Origin of the sequence: Trichocoleus sp. AS-A1 (assembly GCF_039962015.1) — a bacterium.
GTDB lineage: Bacteria > Cyanobacteriota > Cyanobacteriia > Cyanobacteriales > FACHB-T130 > FACHB-T130.
On record NZ_JAMPKG010000012.1, the window covers coordinates 156,834 to 173,314 of the forward strand.

Consider the following 16,481-nt stretch of genomic DNA (forward strand, 5'->3'; position numbering starts at 1 on the left):
ATAATCATGCCAAAGATAGAATTGACAATTAGGCAGGTAATTGACTTAGTTAAACAACTGCCACAGGAGGATAAATCCATACTCTTGGACAGCCTCGCCTCGGAAAGAAAGATGAATGGCACAGATAGGTTAACAGAGAAAGAGCAGCAGATGCGCGTCTTGAGTGCTGAACGGGGGCTGGATTGGGACAGCTTGAGTGAAGACGACCAAGAGGTGCTTGTTGATAAGTTGCTGCACAAGCATAAGTAAAACCCTAGCTATATCGTTGTCTTCGATACCAATGTTTTTTTCTGGCTTCCACGCAAAGGGAAGCCAGTTTTGTAATCTAACTAAACTAAGGCAAAAATCGATCTAAAGCTTCTTTTAGCTTTTCAATTTCAACTTCAATATTGCCTTCTTCAGCTGCGCGGGCAATACACTCAGTTAAATGTTCATCCAAAATTATCCGCGCCACCCGATCTAGGGCACCCCGCACAGCAGCAATCTGCACGAGAACTTTGGGACAGGATTCGCTTTCCTGCACCATATTTTTGATGCCTCGGACGTGTCCTTCAATCCGAGACAAGCGATTAACAACCCGCCGCAGTGATTCTTCGCTGTGGACATGATGATGGGGAGACTCTTCATCCCCATGCTCGTGGGTATGTGAACGACCGTGGACGGGCAAGGTTTCGTCAGTTAGCGGATTCGATCCAATCATGGAGAGTCAATAAGGCAGCATTTGTATTCCACATCGTAGCCTATTTAAGTATCTGCTCTTCTAGAGATGAAAAATTGTACTACACTCCACTTCGTGCCCCTACGCTAATGTGTCGCCTCAAAGAATGCGTCTTTATGTTTATAGAAATTTGAGATGTAGGGAAAACCGCATCAGTGCTTGAGCCTAAGTTCAGTCGTTTCACCTGTAAAAATAACTATAGGGATATTTTTGTTACCAGATAGATCATCACAAAGCTAGAAAATTGATGCTATGCAATTTCCAAAGTTTTTTCGGTTTCTGCGTCAAGTCAGTACCTATGTAATTGCCACCTTTCTAGGAGGCATTTTGGCGTTTGGCGCTTATCGTGTCTTGCCGTCTCAGGCTGGCCCTGCTCCCAAAGAAGTTGCACTTACTCCAGGGGCATCAGAGCTGGTAGCGCAAAGCAGTATTTCTAGAATTCCCAATACTGCTGCAACTGGCAGTTTTGTCACCGCAGCGGTGAATCGGGTAGGAGCGGCAGTCGTCAGAATTGATACCGAGCGCACAGTCAACCGTAACATGGATCCGTTGTTTGACGACCCCTTCTTCCGGCGTTTTTTTGGTGAAGAGTTGCCCAGAGGGCCGATGCAAGAGCGCCTACGCGGTCAAGGCTCTGGTTTCATTATTGACAAGAGTGGGATTATTTTGACAAATTCCCATGTGGTCAATCAGGCGGATAAGGTGACTGTCACCCTTAAGGATGGACGCACAATAGAGGGGAAGGTACAAGGTGCCGATCCGGTAACGGATTTGGCGGTGGTCAAAATTGATGGAGGTAGCGACTTACCCGTGGCACCTCTTGGAGATTCTAACGAAGTGCAAGTGGGTGACTGGGCGATCGCAGTCGGCAATCCACTAGGATTGGATAACACCGTCACCTTGGGAATCATCAGTACCCTTAAACGCTCCAGTGCCGCTGTGGGGATTCCTGACAAGCGATTGGATTTCATTCAAACCGATGCAGCCATTAATCCAGGTAACTCCGGTGGGCCACTCTTAAATCAACAGGGTGAAGTAATTGGCATCAACACGGCGATTCGTGCTGACGCAATGGGGATAGGCTTTGCAATTCCGATTAATCAAGCCAAAACAATTTCTGTTCAGCTGGCGCGTGGAGAAAGAGTTGCTCATCCCTATCTCGGCGTTCAAATGGCAACCCTAACGCCCCAAGTAGCGGCTGAAAACAACAGCGACCCCAATGCTCCCCTACAGGTGCCAGAAATCAACGGCGTCCTAGTCGTGCGAGTGTTGCCAAATACCCCAGCTGCCAAAAGTGGAATGCGCCGGGGGGATGTGATTTTGGAGATTGATGGGCAACCCGTGAAGACTGCCGCCGAGTTGCAGAGAATTGTCGAGAATAGCCGTGTCGGTCAGGTTATACAGATGAAGGTGCAGCGCGCCAGCCAAGCGACATCCATTAGCGTCCGCGCTGGTGAATTGCAAGAACAGTCTTAATTAGTGCTGAGGGCTGAGAGGTGAGGACTGAGGGCTGAGGACTGAGTGCTTGAGACCTGAGGATTGAGTGAATTAAAAGTAAAAAGGAATAGAGAAGAGAATATTCTCTATTCCTTTTCTAACGTCTGCAACTTTTTCTTAACTTTCTGAATCCCCTTTTTAAGGGGGAGAAATACAGAAAGTTGCACACCACGTTTACTACTTTTTATCTCCTCTTTCTACTCTCTCTTCAGTTCTCGGTACTCATTACTCTCTAGTCGTCGTCCTCAAAGTCGTCGTCATCCTCAACATCGTCAATGAGGTCGTCGTCATCATCAAGAACTGGAGAGATAGCGCCGCCCATTCCATAAGTAGGCCGTTCTTCAAATCCAAGACCTGGGCTGTAAGCACGAGCTGTTCGGTCATCCAGCACCACGTCCAGCGCGTCCTCCTCAACATCCAGTCCGGAACCGAAGCCAGATGCAGACATATCAACATCTGAGGTGATGCTGTCCTCATAGGCATTGAACCCGGTTCCTGCCGGAATCAGTCGCCCAATGATCACATTCTCCTTCAGACCGCGCAGCCAGTCAGATTTGCCTTCAATTGCTGCTTCGGTGAGAACCCGCGTCGTTTCCTGGAAAGATGCCGCAGAAATAAAGCTATCTGTATTCAGCGATGCCTTGGTAATCCCCAGCAACATCGGCGTATATTGCGCCGGTGCCCCGCCAGTAATTGCCATCGCTTCATTCACTTGCTCAATCTGCCGCAGTTCCACCAACTCTCCCGGCAGCATCGTGGTATCGCCGCCATCATCCACCCGGACTTTCGAGGTCATCTGGCGCACAATCACCTCAATATGCTTATCAGAAATATCAATCCCCTGAGATTGATAAACCGACTGCACTTCATTCACCAGGAAAGTCTGAACCTTCTGCAACGCCATCAGCGCCGCTTCGTAGACTCCCATCGTTTCCCGGTAATGCTCAAAGAAAATCTCTAGAATTTCATGAGGGTTGGCAGGACCATCGGTTAGCGCCTCCGCAGTCTCTACAACCATGTCATCTCCCACAATGACGTTCTGTCCGGGGCCAAGGGGATAGTCAGCCACGACGCCGTCCGATTCAATGACTTTAATCTCCTCTGCGTCCTGCTGAGGTCCGTAAACGACCTGAGCCGTTCCCGAACGCCGTGCCAAAATACACGCTTCTTTTGGCTTCCGGGCCTCCAGCAGTTCTTCAATACGTGGCAAACCTTGGATAATATCCCCAGTTTTCGCCCGCTCAAAGACTAGCAGCACTAGGTTGTCACCCCGCTGCACCAAGTCTCCATCATCGATATGCAAGACGGCTCCGGAAGACACGCGATAAGGACGAGCCAGACGCATCTGGATCGAATCCTCCAAGATGGCGGAAATTTGACCCGACTCTGGGGCAAGTACGCCAGAGGCGATCTCAGTCCCTGCTACTAACAGCGCTCCCACTTTTACGGTGGGTTTAGCGCCTTTCGTATCAACACTTATCCGGTCGGTATCCCGAACCAGCAGCACCCGGCGAATCGAGGCTTCTCCAGCGCGAATCCCCCGGACTTCTCCGGCATCCTTGCACTGAATTTCCGTGCGAGCCACAACGGCTCCTGGCTCGATCTGCTGACCGTCAGTCACCATAATCCGTGTATGGGTACTGCCAGAAAGTGGATCTGCCGCTGTATCCCGACGAATCACCAGAGATTCCGAAACCAAGAGCTGTAAACGCATTTCTGAAGTCCGAGGCGAAAGTTCAGAACTTACGGTTGAAAGCGCGGAGCTTTCTTCGTCGTCCTTGCCTTTTGCTTCAACTCCCTTTCCTTCAATTGGCAGCAACTCAATATCCGCCGCTAGTAGTTCCAAAGCACCGATGCTCTCAGAACTGCTCTCACTTTCAGTTCCATAGCCAATTTCCAGAACCAATTGCGTCCGCAGCAGTTCCAGCCCTCCGATGGACTTCACCCGTTCCCCATCTTTATAAGGAAGCCGCTGAACTGCCCGCAGCTCAATCTTGTAACGTCCCCTGCCAGAAATAGAAGCTTGAGACGGTACGCTCGGCTCATCGGGAACGTGAAACTCAGTCACCGGACGCAGCAACAATGCAGGGCCTTCAGGGGTTTCCACAAATTCGGTATAGCGCAACTCGCTAACCGTCAGCCCTGGCATAACTTCCTGTCCGGGATAGAACAGCGATCCATCTGTTCCCATCACTGCTTCTGGGTCATCGACCAAATGTAGTTCACCGGGCTTAATCACGATTTCCCGTAGGATATCGTTTTTCTGGGTTACTTCCACTATCCCAGCTGTTTGACAGAAGATATCTTTGACGACCTCTGTCATGGCTTCTACGTATTGACCGTCTTCCACTTGCAGGAGGGAGATATCCTTGTTCACTTCATGGGATTCTTCTGGAATCCACAGCAAGGTGCCGCCTTTGATGACTTCGTATCCTTGTTTTGCCTTGGCTTTTTTGGCAACTTCCACACCGGCGTATTTGATAATTCCCCCGGTCTGGGTGTTATAGCGATCGTCAATTAAATCGGCTACTACCTGGTGGTTTTGAACTTTTGTCCCTGGGGTGGCCTTCAGGGAAAAGCGCTGATTGTCGGCGGTATAAATTACATAATGGTCGCGGCCTTGAGTCGCTTCCATTCGCACCCGTGCTTGGTCTAGCAGCACGCTAGCGGTGATAATTTCAATTTCTCGTCCCCGCGAACCAGCGTCATCAGCTTTTAGCCGGACGACACCACCATGCTCGCTCACCAACTTGGTTTCTGCGAGTACGTCGTTGCGATCCACCACTTTACCGTTCTGCACGACGGCTTCGGCACCTGGAGGTAGGTTGTAAACTTCTCCAGACAAAATCCACAACAAACCACCCCGCGCCGCAATCCGGGTGGTGTTCCCCTGGCGGTCGGTTTTTTCTTCTGGAAGCAGACCTTCAAACTTCACTTCGCCTGCCAGGTCAGTGGTAACGTCTTTGGCGGCTTTTTCTGTATGGGCGCGAGTGGAAGAAGCGATCGCAACTTCACCCAATAGCTGTTCTGCCGTTACCGTGCTGCCATTGACACAGTACAGGGTGGAATTTTGAGTGAGCGGAATCGAGATTTGCTCCTGAGTGCTGTCTACCGGATCGAGAATCAATTCCGCATTGGTCGATTCCACCAGCAAGGCATCTTCCCCGTGCCGCGTCCGCAGTCCCCGCGTCCGCATCCCTCGGCTGAAGCGCACTTTGGCGGTCATCGGCGCACGGACTTGTCGCGCCACTTCGCCAGTGAAGACGCCGCCAGTGTGGAACGTCCGCATGGTGAGCTGGGTGCCCGGTTCGCCAATCGACTGAGCGGCAATAATTCCCACCGCTTCCCCCAGATCCACGAGATGCCCGTGGGCGAGGCTCCAGCCGTAACAATGTTGACACACGGAACGGGCGGCTTCGCAGGTCAGGGGCGATCGCACGAAAACTTCTTCTATCCCAGCCTTAACAATGTTCAGCCCCATTTCTTCTGACATCGGCTGATTGCGGGGCATGACCACTTCCCCCGTGGTGGGATGAACCGCATCTTCTACTAGAACGCGACCCAGCAGGCGATCGGACAAAGGAATCAGCACCCGATCGTCCGAAGTCATGCTGCGTAAGCGAATCCCTCGCTGGGTGCCGCAGTCCACTTCCCGAACAATTACATCCTGAGACACATCCACCAGGCGGCGGGTAAGATAGCCGGAATCCGCTGTACGTAGAGCGGTATCTACCAATCCCTTCCGTGCCCCATAAGACGAGATAATATATTCCGTGACGGTCAAACCTTCCCGGAAATTCGTCTTAATCGGCAGACCAATAATCTCTCCCTGGGGGTTTGCCATCAATCCACGCATTCCCACCAGCTGACGCACCTGAGAAATATTTCCCCGCGCCCCAGAAAACGCCATCATATAGACCGAATTCAGGGGATTTTTTTGTCTAAAGTTGCGAACCACCTCATCCTTTAGGGCTTCGCTGGTACTATTCCAGGTATCGATAACCTTTTGGAAGCGCTCCACCTCGGTGATTTCGCCCCGCGTGTAGCGTGCTTCTGTAGAGCGAATTTCAGTTTCGGCAGCGTCCAGCAACTGCCGCTTAGAATCCGGCACCTGCAAGTCATCCACACTAATCGAGACACCCGCTTTAGTCGCGTAGTGGAAGCCCAAATCTTTCAGGCGATCTGCCATTTGGGAGGTGCGGGCACTACCGAAATGCGTAAATGCCCAGGCAACCAGTTTCTTCAGTTGCCCTTTGTCCACCATCCGATTATGAAAAATATTTTTGATTTCTGGTTGCTCTGCCATAAGTTAGGACTGAGGTATAAGGACTGTTAGCGTAGCGGCGCTCTACTCGCAAAACGAGTATTTAAAGAAGACTGAGCGATGAGGCGTATTCGCGTAGGGCCATTCAACTCGCGGACTGAGCGAACACAGAACAAGCGAACACAAAACACCGGAGCGAGGACGTGAGTGAGGAGGAAAGTCAAAACTCTTTGCCCGATCCTCAATCACTCCGTCCTCAACACTGATTTATATTGCCAATGCCTCTTGAATCGTCTTATTGTAGATAATTCGACCGGGCGTCGTCCGAATGTATTGGGTCAAGACATTTCCTTCCTTGTCTTGCCGCACTCGACGGAAGTTGTAGGTTGTCCAGACGGTGCCATCAGCTAAGGTTTCCACCTTTTCCGGCTCCGCATCCGGTTTATCATTCTCTACTATCCCGTCAAAGCGCACCCAGATGTAGGCGTGTAAATCTACCGCAGACTGCTCATAGGCTAAGAGCGCATCATCCAAGCTGGCGAAATAACCTCCAGCACCCTTGGTCGCTGCTGGGTTTTCTGCCGTTAGGTAATAGCAGCCTAATACCATGTCTTGGCTAGGCGTTACAATGGGTCGGCCCGTCGCTGGAGAGAGAATGTTATTAGAAGCCAGCATCAGTAACCGCGCTTCTGCCTGAGCCTCCAAAGAAAGCGGTACGTGAACCGCCATCTGGTCGCCATCGAAGTCCGCGTTGAACGCCGGACATACCAGTGGGTGCAGCTGAATTGCTCGACCTTCTACCAGAATTGGCTCAAACGCTTGAATCCCTAGACGGTGCAGCGTTGGTGCCCGGTTTAGCATCACCGGGTGTCCGGCAATTACTTCCTCTAGCACGTCCCACACAGAGGCATCCCCGCGCTGAATCAGCTTCTTGGCTGCCTTGATATTATTGACCAGTCCGCCGCGAATCAGCCGGTGAATTACAAACGGTTGGAATAACTCAATTGCCATTTCTCGTGGCAAGCCGCATTGGTGGATTTTTAGCTTTGGTCCCACCACAATTACAGAACGTCCGGAGTAGTCTACTCGCTTACCCAACAGGTTTTGCCGGAAGCGTCCCTGCTTACCTTCAATAATGTCTGACAGAGATTTCAGGGGTCGATTATTGGCTCCTACTACCGTCCGTCCCCGACGACCATTATCGATAAGCGCATCCACAGCTTCTTGCAACATCCGCTTCTCGTTGCGAACAATGATTTCCGGTGCCAAGATTTCTTGGAGCCGTGCTAAGCGGTTGTTGCGGTTAATTACCCGACGATACAAGTCATTCAAGTCAGAAGTGGCAAATCTGCCGCCATCCAGCTGCACCATTGGACGCAAATCTGGCGGAATTACCGGAATCACCGACAGCACCATCCACTCTGGCTTAGAACCAGTCGCGATGAAGTTGTCAATCACTCTCAAGCGCTTAATCAGTTTCGCCCGCTTCTGACCCTTAGCATTGGCAATTTCCTCTCGTTGGGACTCAGCCTCTGCTTCCAAGTTAATGTCCTGCAAGAGACGTTGCAGCGCCTCAGCACCAATTCCCACCTCGACACCTTGCAGGGTAGAATCTTCGCTATAGAGCTGCTCCTCAATTTCCAGCCACTGATCTTCCGTCAGCAACTGCTTGTAACTGAGATTCTCCGCATTGCCAGGACTGAGTACCACATAGGCATTGAAATAGACAATCTGCTCCACATCCCGCAGGGGCATATCCAGCAGAATCGACATATAGCTGGGAATGCCCTTGAGATACCAAACGTGAGCCACAGGTGCCGCTAGCTTAATGTAGCCCATACGGTGACGACGCACCCGCGATTCTGTCACTTCTACGCCGCAGCGTTCGCAGACAATACCTCTGTGGCGCACCCGCTTGTACTTGCCGCAGTGGCATTCCCAATCTTTTGCGGGACCAAAAATGCGCTCGCAGAAAAGGCCATCCATTTCTGGTTTGAGCGTCCGGTAATTAATCGTTTCGGGTTTCGTAACCTCACCCACCACTTGACCATTGGGCAGGTTTCTTTGCCCCCAATCCTGAATTCGCTTTGGCGATGCCAGAGCAATTTTGACGTAGTCAAACCGCTGTTCTAGCTGATGTCTCATCTGTCGCTGCGCTCCAATTAAAAATTAAAAATGAAAAATTAAAAATTAAAGAATTCCTAATTTTTAATTTTTAATTTTCCATTTTTCATTGATTAAACTTCGTCTTCTTCCAGTTCCTCGCGGCTGAGAGATTCATAGGTGGGTCGCGTCGGCGTCCGGCGATTTGACACATCCGCCATCAAGTCAACCTCTACGTGTCCCGTGGTTCCGTCCTCGGTCGTCTCCACCTTATGGACGGCAATATCTAAACATAGAGATTGCAGTTCTCGCATCAACACCTTGAACGATTCTGGTGTTCCCGGTCGCGGAATCGCCTTGCCTTTCACGATCGCATTCAGCGCTTCGTTCCGCCCCTGCATATCGTCGGATTTCACCGTCAGCAACTCCTGCAAAATGTAGGCAGCGCCAAAAGCTTCCAGCGCCCACACTTCCATTTCGCCAAATCGCTGTCCGCCCTGCTGCGCTTTGCCTCCCAAGGGTTGCTGCGTCACCAAAGAGTAGGGTCCCGTAGAACGGGCGTGGATCTTATCGTCTACCAGGTGTACCAGCTTCAGCATATACGCCTTGCCCACGGTAATCGGACGGTCAAAGGCTTCCCCAGTACGCCCATCAAAAACTCGGAGTTTTCCGGCTTCATCAGGGTTAAACAGCCAGTTCTTCCCGGTCTTCTTCCTCGCCTCCTCCAACTTGCCATGCACCGACTCGCGGCTTTTTTCCGCTCCGTGCATTTCATCAAAGGGAATCACTTTGAAGCGGACATTTAAGTTCTCACCAGCCCATCCCAGCAAGCACTCAAACACCTGCCCCACATTCATCCGTGAGGGCACTCCGAGTGGATTGAGCACGATGTCCACGGGGGTTCCATCTGGCAGGTAGGGCATATCTTCGGCGGGTAATATCCGGGAAATAATTCCCTTATTACCGTGCCGTCCCGCCATCTTGTCACCCACTTGGATTTTGCGCTTCTGCGCGACGTAGACACGCACCACCATGTTCGCTCCGGGGGGCAGTTCGTCGCCCTGTTCGCGGGTGAAGACGCGCACGTCTACCACGCGCCCTTTCTCTCCGTTGGGCACTCGCAGGGAGTTGTCCCGTACATCCCGCGCCTTTTCACCGAAAATTGCCCGCAGCAGTTTCTCTTCCGGTGGCTGGTCGGATTCCCCTTTGGGCGTCACCTTTCCTACCAGAATGTCCCCAGCTTCTACCCAGGCTCCAATTCGGATAATCCCGGTTTCATCCAGGCTTCGCAAGCTATCTTCCCCGACGTTAGGAATTTCCCGCGTAATTTCTTCGGGTCCTAGCTTGGTTTGCCGCGCCTCGATTTCGTACTTTTCAATGTGGATGCTGGTGTAGACATCGTCGTAAACCAGCCGTTCGCTGATTAAGATCGCGTCCTCGTAGTTGTAGCCTTCCCAAGGCATATAGGCTACCAGGATATTCTGCCCCAAAGCCAGTTCGCCCCCTTCGGTAGCAGAACCGTCGGCAAGTACCTGTCCGGCAACGATGCGATCGCCCTCATACACTAAGGGTCGCTGATTCAAGCAGGTATCCTGGTTTGAGCGCTGATACTTCTGCAACTCATACTCGATCTGCGGTCCGTTGGGTTCCCCGGTTTCGTCGAAACTCCGCACTGCGATCCGCGTCGCATCCACAAAGGTGACTTCCCCGTCGTATTTGGCAACCACGACCATCCCGGAGTCCCGCGCCGCCTGGGCTTCCAAGCCAGTCCCGACTAGGGGTCGCTCTGGCTTCAATAACGGCACTGCCTGCCGCTGCATGTTCGATCCCATCAACGCTCGGTTGGCATCGTCGTGTTCCAAAAAGGGAATCAACGATGTGGCAACCGAAATAATCTGCACCGGGGACACCGCTACATAATCCACCATGTCGGGTGTCGTGGTGGTGAAATCTTGGCGATATCTCACCGCTACCGATTCTCCCAAGATCCATCCATCCACATCCATCGGGATGTCCCCTGGCGCGACTTGCAGATCGTCTTCCTCATCTGCCGTCATATATACCGGCGCTTGTTCCTTGAGTACCCGTCCGTTTTCTACTTTCCAGAACGGCGTCTCTACAAATCCATAGGCATTTACCCGCGCATGAGTTGCCAAAGAGCCGATCAATCCCGCGTTCGGTCCTTCTGGCGTCTCAATCGGGCAAATCCGTCCGTAGTGGCTCGGATGAATATCCCGCACGGCGAACCCTGCTCGTTCCCGCGTTAGTCCTCCCGGACCCAACGCTGAGAGTCGCCGCTTGTGGGTCAATTCCGCTAAGGGATTGGTCTGATCCATAAACTGGGACAACTGGGAGGAGCCGAAAAATTCCTTAATCGCCGCCACCAAAGGCTTCGGGTTTACCAAAGAAGCGGGTGTTAGGGTTTCGGCATCCGAAACGGTCATTCGCTCCCGGATAATCCGCTCTAAGCGGTTCAAGCCGACGCGCACTTGGTTTTGCAACAGTTCGCCCACCGAGCGCACTCTTCGGTTGCCCAAGTGGTCGATATCATCGGTAATCCCGATGTCATATTCCAAGTTGATCAGGTAGTCTACTGCTGCCAGAATATCGGTCGGGGTCAGCACGCGCACTGTATCCGGCACGGAGAGCCGCAGCTTCTTGTTCAGCTTATAGCGACCGACTCGGCCCAGGTCGTAACGCTTCGGATCGAAGAAGCGCGATTCCAACAACTGCTGTCCGCCAGAAACCGTCGGTGGTTCACCGGGTCGTAGTTTCCGATATAGCTCCATGAGCGCTTCTTCTTCGGAAAACTGCCCTTCTTTCTCAATGGTCTTCTGGAAATATTCTGGGTGACGCAACGCATCAAAAATCTCGGAGTCGGAAAGCCCCAAGCTCTTGAGTAATACCTGTGCCGACAGTTTGCGCGTCTTATCGATTCGTACCCACACCAAGTCGTTTTTATCGGTTTCAAACTTCAGCCACGCTCCCCGGTTGGGAATAAGAGAAGCTGAGTAGGTACGGCGTCCATTTTTGTCCGTTTCCGATTTGTAATAAACTCCGGGGCTTCGCACGATTTGGTTAACGATCACCCGCTCGGCACCATTAATAATAAATGTGCCTCGGTCGGTCATTAGGGGCAAATCGCCGATGAAGACTTCTTGCTCTTTAATCGTGCCGTCTTCTTTATTAATGAGCCGCGTCGGAACGTACATTTGTACGGCATAGCTTGCATCCCGACGCTTGGCTTCATCTACATCGTACTTGGGTCGCTTGAGTTTGTAGTCTTTGCCCAAGAAGTGCAACTCCAGCTTGCCGGTGTAATCGGTAATCGGCGAAAAGCTGTTAAGTTCCTCAATCAGACCTTCTTCCAGGAACCAGCGGAAGCTGGCTCGCTGAATTTCTACCAGGTCTGGCAACATGTAAGCAACTGGAGTGGAGGTCTGATTAGTCATGCTTTTCCTCTTGCAAAAGAATTCAGGAATTACCTGTCGTAAGGGGGGGTTTAAGAAGAATGCCAGTGGGGAGACCCGACTTCCCAATCAACCCGATCGTCTAGAACTCAAAAGTCATCCGTTAGTAAGGATGAATCCTGAATTGATTCGTCCTCCATCTTTGATGGTTTTGAATTCGTCCTTCATCTTTAGATCCTTCCCATCTAGCGGGATGGAATTCGTGCCAAAGTAAGCAGTAGCGGCGAAGTATGCCTCACTCGTCCCCAAGGACAAGCGATTGGCAAGAACAAAATGAGCCGTTTAGTCCCCACTAGCAGGGAAGGAAACGTCTCAGGGTTGTTTTTCGTTGGTTTTATACGCGAACCAGCAGTTCGCTTTGGCTTGTTTGCTCAAAGATAATATTTAGTGCTTCTTTACCAGGTATAAGGACAGTGATTGCAGGGGTATGAAGTCTGTTTAGGTGGAGCAGGCAGCCATCCCAGTTTGCTCGCAAGAATTCTGTTCATAGAGGGTCTTTTAAATATTATGTCGCAAATTGACTTTCTTTGTTGACACCTACCTCTAAATTGGGGTAATGAAACCCAGAAGGGAGAAAAGAGATTTTCCACCAAAAGTTATTGTCTTCGGGGGATGGATGTCTCTGTCGTCGGTTCTCCCTGCCTTTCCAGTGTCTACAGCACTCAGAACGGGTACGGTACGCGGCACGCGGCATGGATAAAAGCCCTTACAATTGGGCACTAAATCGCAGCACAAGGTTGAGGTACGGAAAGTCGAAACAGATTACAGGCATTCTGGGTGGTTTGCGTGGCTAGAGTCTCTAAAGAGACCCCCCTCAGATGGGCAACACACTCTGCGACATATCGGACGTAGGAAGGTTCGTTACGTTTGCCACGCTTGGGAACGGGTGCGAGGAAGGGGCAGTCGGTTTCAATTAGGAGGCGATCGCTGGGGATTCTCCTCGCCGATTCCTGAACTTGAGTGGCGTTTTTAAACGTTACGATGCCGCTGATACTAATATAGAAACCCAAATCCAAGAACCATTGCATTTCTTCCGGAGTACCCCCCCAGCAGTGCATGACGCCCCGCACAGGACCCGTGCGCTTCCAGAAATCTTGCAACAGTTCGTGCATGGTCGCAGCAGCATCTCGGCAATGAATAATTACAGGCAAATCAAGTTGCTGCGCGATCGCTAGCTGTGCTTCAAATACTTCTATTTGCCGCTCCCTATCTTCCGCTTTATAAAAATCCAGACCCATTTCGCCAATTGCTACCACTCGCTGGTCAGAACTCGCCAGCGAACGAATTTGTTCGGCAGTTTCTGATGCCCACTTCTCGGTATCGAGGGGATGTAACCCCACGGCGAAGTAAAGTTCTGGAAATCGGTTTGCCAGTGATTGAATGCTTGAAAACTCCGTAGGTTCCACGCACGAATGCACTAGCCGAACGATCCCCGCTTCGCGCCACCGAGCTTTAATCTCTTCCAGATCGGACTGGAAGAGATCGAAGTTTATATGGACATGGGTATCGAACAACTGTATCTGTTCAGTCATTGGTCATCAAGCATTGGGTAGTGGGTAACGGGTAGTGGGAATTCTACCTACCACCGCTTTCGATAAACAACTGACTGCTGACTACTGACGAGCGGCTAGCAGCTAGGAAGCAGAAGCATCCGACGAAGCCGGGGTTGAAGTTTCTGGCTGGGGCTGCGCGCGTTTGAGCGCCTTAGCGAGATTGGATTTTTTCCGGGCACCGTTGTTGGTATGCAACACCCCCCGCTTTACCGCTTTATCAATCTTGCTGTAGACCTCTGACATCCGCCGCTGTACTTCTTGCAGCGATTCCGCAGTGGGGTTGGCTGCGTGGGTTTGGACGGCTGCAAGATAACTCTTCATCAGCGTTTTTACGGCTGATTTATAGGTCTTGTTACGCAGCCGGTTGCGTTCGGCTACTTGGACTCGCTTTAGGGCTGACTTAGTATTGGCCACAGTCTTGAAGAAAACTCTGTACAGTTAACAAACAGAACTAGATAGATTAATATACCATCTCTCCATAAATTATAGCGATCCCTTGAAAAATCCAGGTTAAGCTATAGAAACGAGTACAGGGAATAGGCTGTCTCATCCCTTGAGATGAGGATAGTGATATACCTGAACTCAGGCGGGTAATTCCTAGATGGTGATTCCGACTCCATGCTGCGAATCATTACTCAGGTATCTGAGGCAAGAACTGAACTGCGGCGTATCTGCGATCGCACCCATGACGACCAGATTGTTCATAAAGAGGCAACTGTTCGGGAAGTCTTACAGGCTGTGAAGCGCCAGGGCGACAAAGCTCTGCTGCACTACACGGCTGAATTCGATCGACAAACTTTGAATTCTGAACAGCTGCGCGTTAGTGGCTCAGAACTGGATGCTGCCTATCAACAGGTGTCCCAGGAGTTACTCAACGCGATTCAACTGGCACGTCAACAAATAGAAGCATTCCACCGGCAGCGCGTCCCGAAATCTTGGGTTCAATTTGGGGACGATGAAATTGTTTTGGGGAAGCGTTACACGCCGGTAGATCGAGCAGGGCTTTACGTTCCTGGCGGTCGAGCGTCCTATCCAAGTACGGTATTAATGAACGCCATCCCTGCGAAGGTAGCGGGTGTGCCGAGAATTGTCATGGTGACGCCACCAGGGCAAGAAAAAACGATTAATGCCGCGGTGCTAGTGGCAGCCCAGGAAGCTGGGGTGCAAGAAATTTATCGGATTGGCGGCGCTCAAGCGATCGCGGCTTTGGCTTATGGCACCGAAACCATTCCTAAGGTAGATGTCATCACTGGTCCCGGTAATATCTACGTCACCCTGGCGAAAAAGCTCGTTTATGGCACTGTGGGGATTGACTCGCTGGCAGGGCCTTCTGAGGTACTGATTATTGCCGATGAAAACGCCAATCCCGTCTATGTGGCGGCAGATATGTTGGCGCAAGCGGAACACGATCCGATGGCAGCAGCAATTCTCCTGACAACAGAAGCTGGGTTGGCGAAGAAAGTACAGCTAGAAGTAGAACGTCAATTGGAAGATCATCCGCGACGGCTACTGACAGAGAAAGCGATCGCTCATTACGGTTTGATTGTGGTGGTTGACTCTCTGTTGGTTGCTGCCGAACTCTCCAACGAGTTTGCCCCCGAACACTTGGAACTGGAAGTCCAAGAACCCTGGGATCTGCTGGAAAAAATTCGCCACGCGGGTGCTATCTTCTTGGGTTCCTCAACGCCCGAAGCTGTGGGAGACTACTTAGCAGGGCCGAATCACACGCTACCTACCTCTGGCGCTGCCCGTTACGCTTCAGCACTGGGAGTTGAAACGTTTCTGAAACACTCCAGTTTGATTCAGTACTCGCCGACAGCGCTCCAGAAGCTTGGCAACGCTATCCAGATTCTTGCCCAAGCCGAGGGTTTGACTTCCCACGCTGACTCCGTGCGGCTGCGAATCGAGAAGAGGTCTGACGAATAACGAAAAAGGAGATTTTGGGGTGCTAAAAATTATTCTGGTGGCTCTCGACAGTTCAGAGCTTTCGGAGGGAGTGATTCAGTCTCTGGAAGAACTCCAACTACAGCCAACGACCAAAATCATCCTTTCCCATGTGATTCCTTCGTCGGGGTCTGAGGTGGAAATTGCTGTTGATAAGCCCCATGCCTCTTCGGAGGAGCTGCCCTATCGGCAGATTGAAAAGCAGATGGAATCTTATCAGGCAGCTTTACCTTGCCACAGCGAATTAGAAATCGTTTCTGGCGACCCCGCTGAAGAAATTATCCGGCTTGCGAATATTTATCAAGCTGACTTGATTGTGATTGGCAGTCGGGGTTTAACGGGTTTGAAGCGAATTATAGAGGGTTCTGTCAGCAGCCAAGTTGTTGCTGATGCCCCTTGTTCCGTGCTGGTGGTGAAGCAGGCATAAAAATTAAAAAAGAAGCCCTGGCGAATAGAATTCGCGGCTATACAGACAAAACCTGCCTACCCAGGTTTTAGAATGATTGATTATTCTTAGTCCGCCTGCGCGGACTTTTTTTATTTAGCCGCAAATTCCATTCCTTGGATGTAGGAAATGCTAAATAACGTCAGTTCGGGTTAAGCCGAAGGCAGCAAGTTGTGGTCAATGGCAATCGCTGGCTTCTTCGGTTGATGGCAGTAGCAATCAATCCGCAGAGAATGTTGACTCTTCAGTTGACTGGAGAGCGATGCCGAGAATGCTCAATCTGAGAAATATTTTTGAGCTGGTCGATAATGGTTTCAATGATCGAGCGCTTACGCAGCATCAGACGCTCACTCAGGGGCATCAAACGTTGTTTTATGTTGCGCTTGAGTTTGGTAATCAACGGAATGCCAGCACTCTCTAACAATTGTTGCGCCAGCTTTTGAGACACATAGCCCTTATCGGCAAACACCTTGCCAAAAAGCTGCTG

General features: G+C 51.2%; 11 protein-coding genes and 1 pseudogene. 5 read left to right on the forward strand and 7 right to left on the reverse strand.

Features of this window, described 5'->3' with window-relative positions; translation table 11 throughout:
- Positions 1 to 6 precede the first annotated feature (6 nt).
- Positions 7 to 249, forward strand: a complete 243-nt coding sequence (locus NC994_RS11885) for a hypothetical protein (RefSeq protein ID WP_190438114.1) — start codon at positions 7 to 9, stop codon at positions 247 to 249.
- Positions 250 to 334: 85 nt separating this feature from the next.
- Here the strand turns inward: NC994_RS11885 and NC994_RS11890 are convergent, their stop codons facing one another.
- Positions 335 to 700: a metal-sensitive transcriptional regulator gene (locus NC994_RS11890; RefSeq protein ID WP_190413957.1), complete on the reverse strand. Its 366-nt coding sequence runs from the start codon at positions 698 to 700 to the stop codon at positions 335 to 337.
- Between the two features lie 270 nt (positions 701 to 970).
- On the opposite strand from NC994_RS11890, the gene NC994_RS11895 reads away from it, so the two are divergent.
- Entirely contained in the window at positions 971 to 2,194 is a 1,224-nt protein-coding gene (locus NC994_RS11895; RefSeq protein WP_190438117.1) for an HhoA/HhoB/HtrA family serine endopeptidase, read from the forward strand.
- 253 nt (positions 2,195 to 2,447) lie between these two features.
- Here NC994_RS11895 and NC994_RS11900 read toward each other — a convergent pair whose 3' ends face one another.
- The 3 genes from NC994_RS11900 to rpoB form a co-directional block, all read right to left on the reverse strand.
- Positions 2,448 to 6,521 carry a DNA-directed RNA polymerase subunit beta' gene (locus NC994_RS11900; RefSeq protein ID WP_190438121.1) on the reverse strand — a complete coding sequence of 1,358 codons (4,074 nt, stop codon included), beginning with the start codon at positions 6,519 to 6,521 and terminating at the stop codon, positions 2,448 to 2,450.
- A gap of 225 nt (positions 6,522 to 6,746) precedes the next feature.
- Positions 6,747 to 8,624 carry a DNA-directed RNA polymerase subunit gamma gene (locus tag NC994_RS11905; RefSeq protein ID WP_190425180.1) on the reverse strand — a complete coding sequence of 626 codons (1,878 nt, stop codon included), beginning with the start codon at positions 8,622 to 8,624 and terminating at the stop codon, positions 6,747 to 6,749.
- Between the two features lie 92 nt (positions 8,625 to 8,716).
- Positions 8,717 to 12,034 carry a DNA-directed RNA polymerase subunit beta gene (gene rpoB, locus NC994_RS11910; protein ID WP_190413949.1) on the reverse strand — a complete coding sequence of 1,106 codons (3,318 nt, stop codon included), beginning with the start codon at positions 12,032 to 12,034 and terminating at the stop codon, positions 8,717 to 8,719.
- 574 nt (positions 12,035 to 12,608) lie between these two features.
- On the opposite strand from rpoB, the gene NC994_RS11915 reads away from it, so the two are divergent.
- On the forward strand, positions 12,609 to 12,752 hold the full coding sequence (locus NC994_RS11915; RefSeq protein WP_190438123.1) for a hypothetical protein: 144 nt from the start codon (positions 12,609 to 12,611) through the stop codon (positions 12,750 to 12,752).
- Between the two features lie 19 nt (positions 12,753 to 12,771).
- Here the strand turns inward: NC994_RS11915 and NC994_RS11920 are convergent, their stop codons facing one another.
- Complete coding sequence (locus NC994_RS11920; RefSeq protein ID WP_190438189.1) at positions 12,772 to 13,572, reverse strand: YchF/TatD family DNA exonuclease; 801 nt, start codon at positions 13,570 to 13,572, stop codon at positions 12,772 to 12,774.
- Between the two features lie 114 nt (positions 13,573 to 13,686).
- Positions 13,687 to 14,019 carry a 30S ribosomal protein S20 gene (rpsT, locus tag NC994_RS11925; protein ID WP_190425173.1) on the reverse strand — a complete coding sequence of 111 codons (333 nt, stop codon included), beginning with the start codon at positions 14,017 to 14,019 and terminating at the stop codon, positions 13,687 to 13,689.
- Between the two features lie 204 nt (positions 14,020 to 14,223).
- Between rpsT and hisD the strand changes: the two genes are divergently transcribed.
- On the forward strand, positions 14,224 to 15,531 hold the full coding sequence (gene hisD / locus NC994_RS11930; RefSeq protein ID WP_190438126.1) for a histidinol dehydrogenase: 1,308 nt from the start codon (positions 14,224 to 14,226) through the stop codon (positions 15,529 to 15,531).
- 19 nt (positions 15,532 to 15,550) lie between these two features.
- Positions 15,551 to 15,976, forward strand: a complete 426-nt coding sequence (locus NC994_RS11935; RefSeq protein ID WP_190438129.1) for a universal stress protein — start codon at positions 15,551 to 15,553, stop codon at positions 15,974 to 15,976.
- A gap of 265 nt (positions 15,977 to 16,241) precedes the next feature.
- Here the strand turns inward: NC994_RS11935 and NC994_RS11940 are convergent.
- A pseudogene (locus NC994_RS11940) lies at positions 16,242 to 16,481 on the reverse strand (transposase); the annotation flags it as partial.

What these genes read in the sequence shown, in the direction of transcription:
- NC994_RS11905 (WP_190425180.1), bottom strand. Translation starts at nt 8,624, where the DNA reads ATGAGACATCAGCTAGAACAGCGGTTTGACTACGTCAAAATTGCTCTG.
- NC994_RS11885 (WP_190438114.1), top strand. Translation starts at nt 7, where the DNA reads ATGCCAAAGATAGAATTGACAATTAGGCAGGTAATTGACTTAGTTAAA.
- hisD (WP_190438126.1), top strand. Translation starts at nt 14,224, where the DNA reads ATGCTGCGAATCATTACTCAGGTATCTGAGGCAAGAACTGAACTGCGG.
- NC994_RS11890 (WP_190413957.1), bottom strand. Translation starts at nt 700, where the DNA reads ATGATTGGATCGAATCCGCTAACTGACGAAACCTTGCCCGTCCACGGT.
- NC994_RS11915 (WP_190438123.1), top strand. Translation starts at nt 12,609, where the DNA reads ATGAAACCCAGAAGGGAGAAAAGAGATTTTCCACCAAAAGTTATTGTC.
- rpoB (WP_190413949.1), bottom strand. Translation starts at nt 12,034, where the DNA reads ATGACTAATCAGACCTCCACTCCAGTTGCTTACATGTTGCCAGACCTG.
- NC994_RS11900 (WP_190438121.1), bottom strand. Translation starts at nt 6,521, where the DNA reads ATGGCAGAGCAACCAGAAATCAAAAATATTTTTCATAATCGGATGGTG.
- NC994_RS11895 (WP_190438117.1), top strand. Translation starts at nt 971, where the DNA reads ATGCAATTTCCAAAGTTTTTTCGGTTTCTGCGTCAAGTCAGTACCTAT.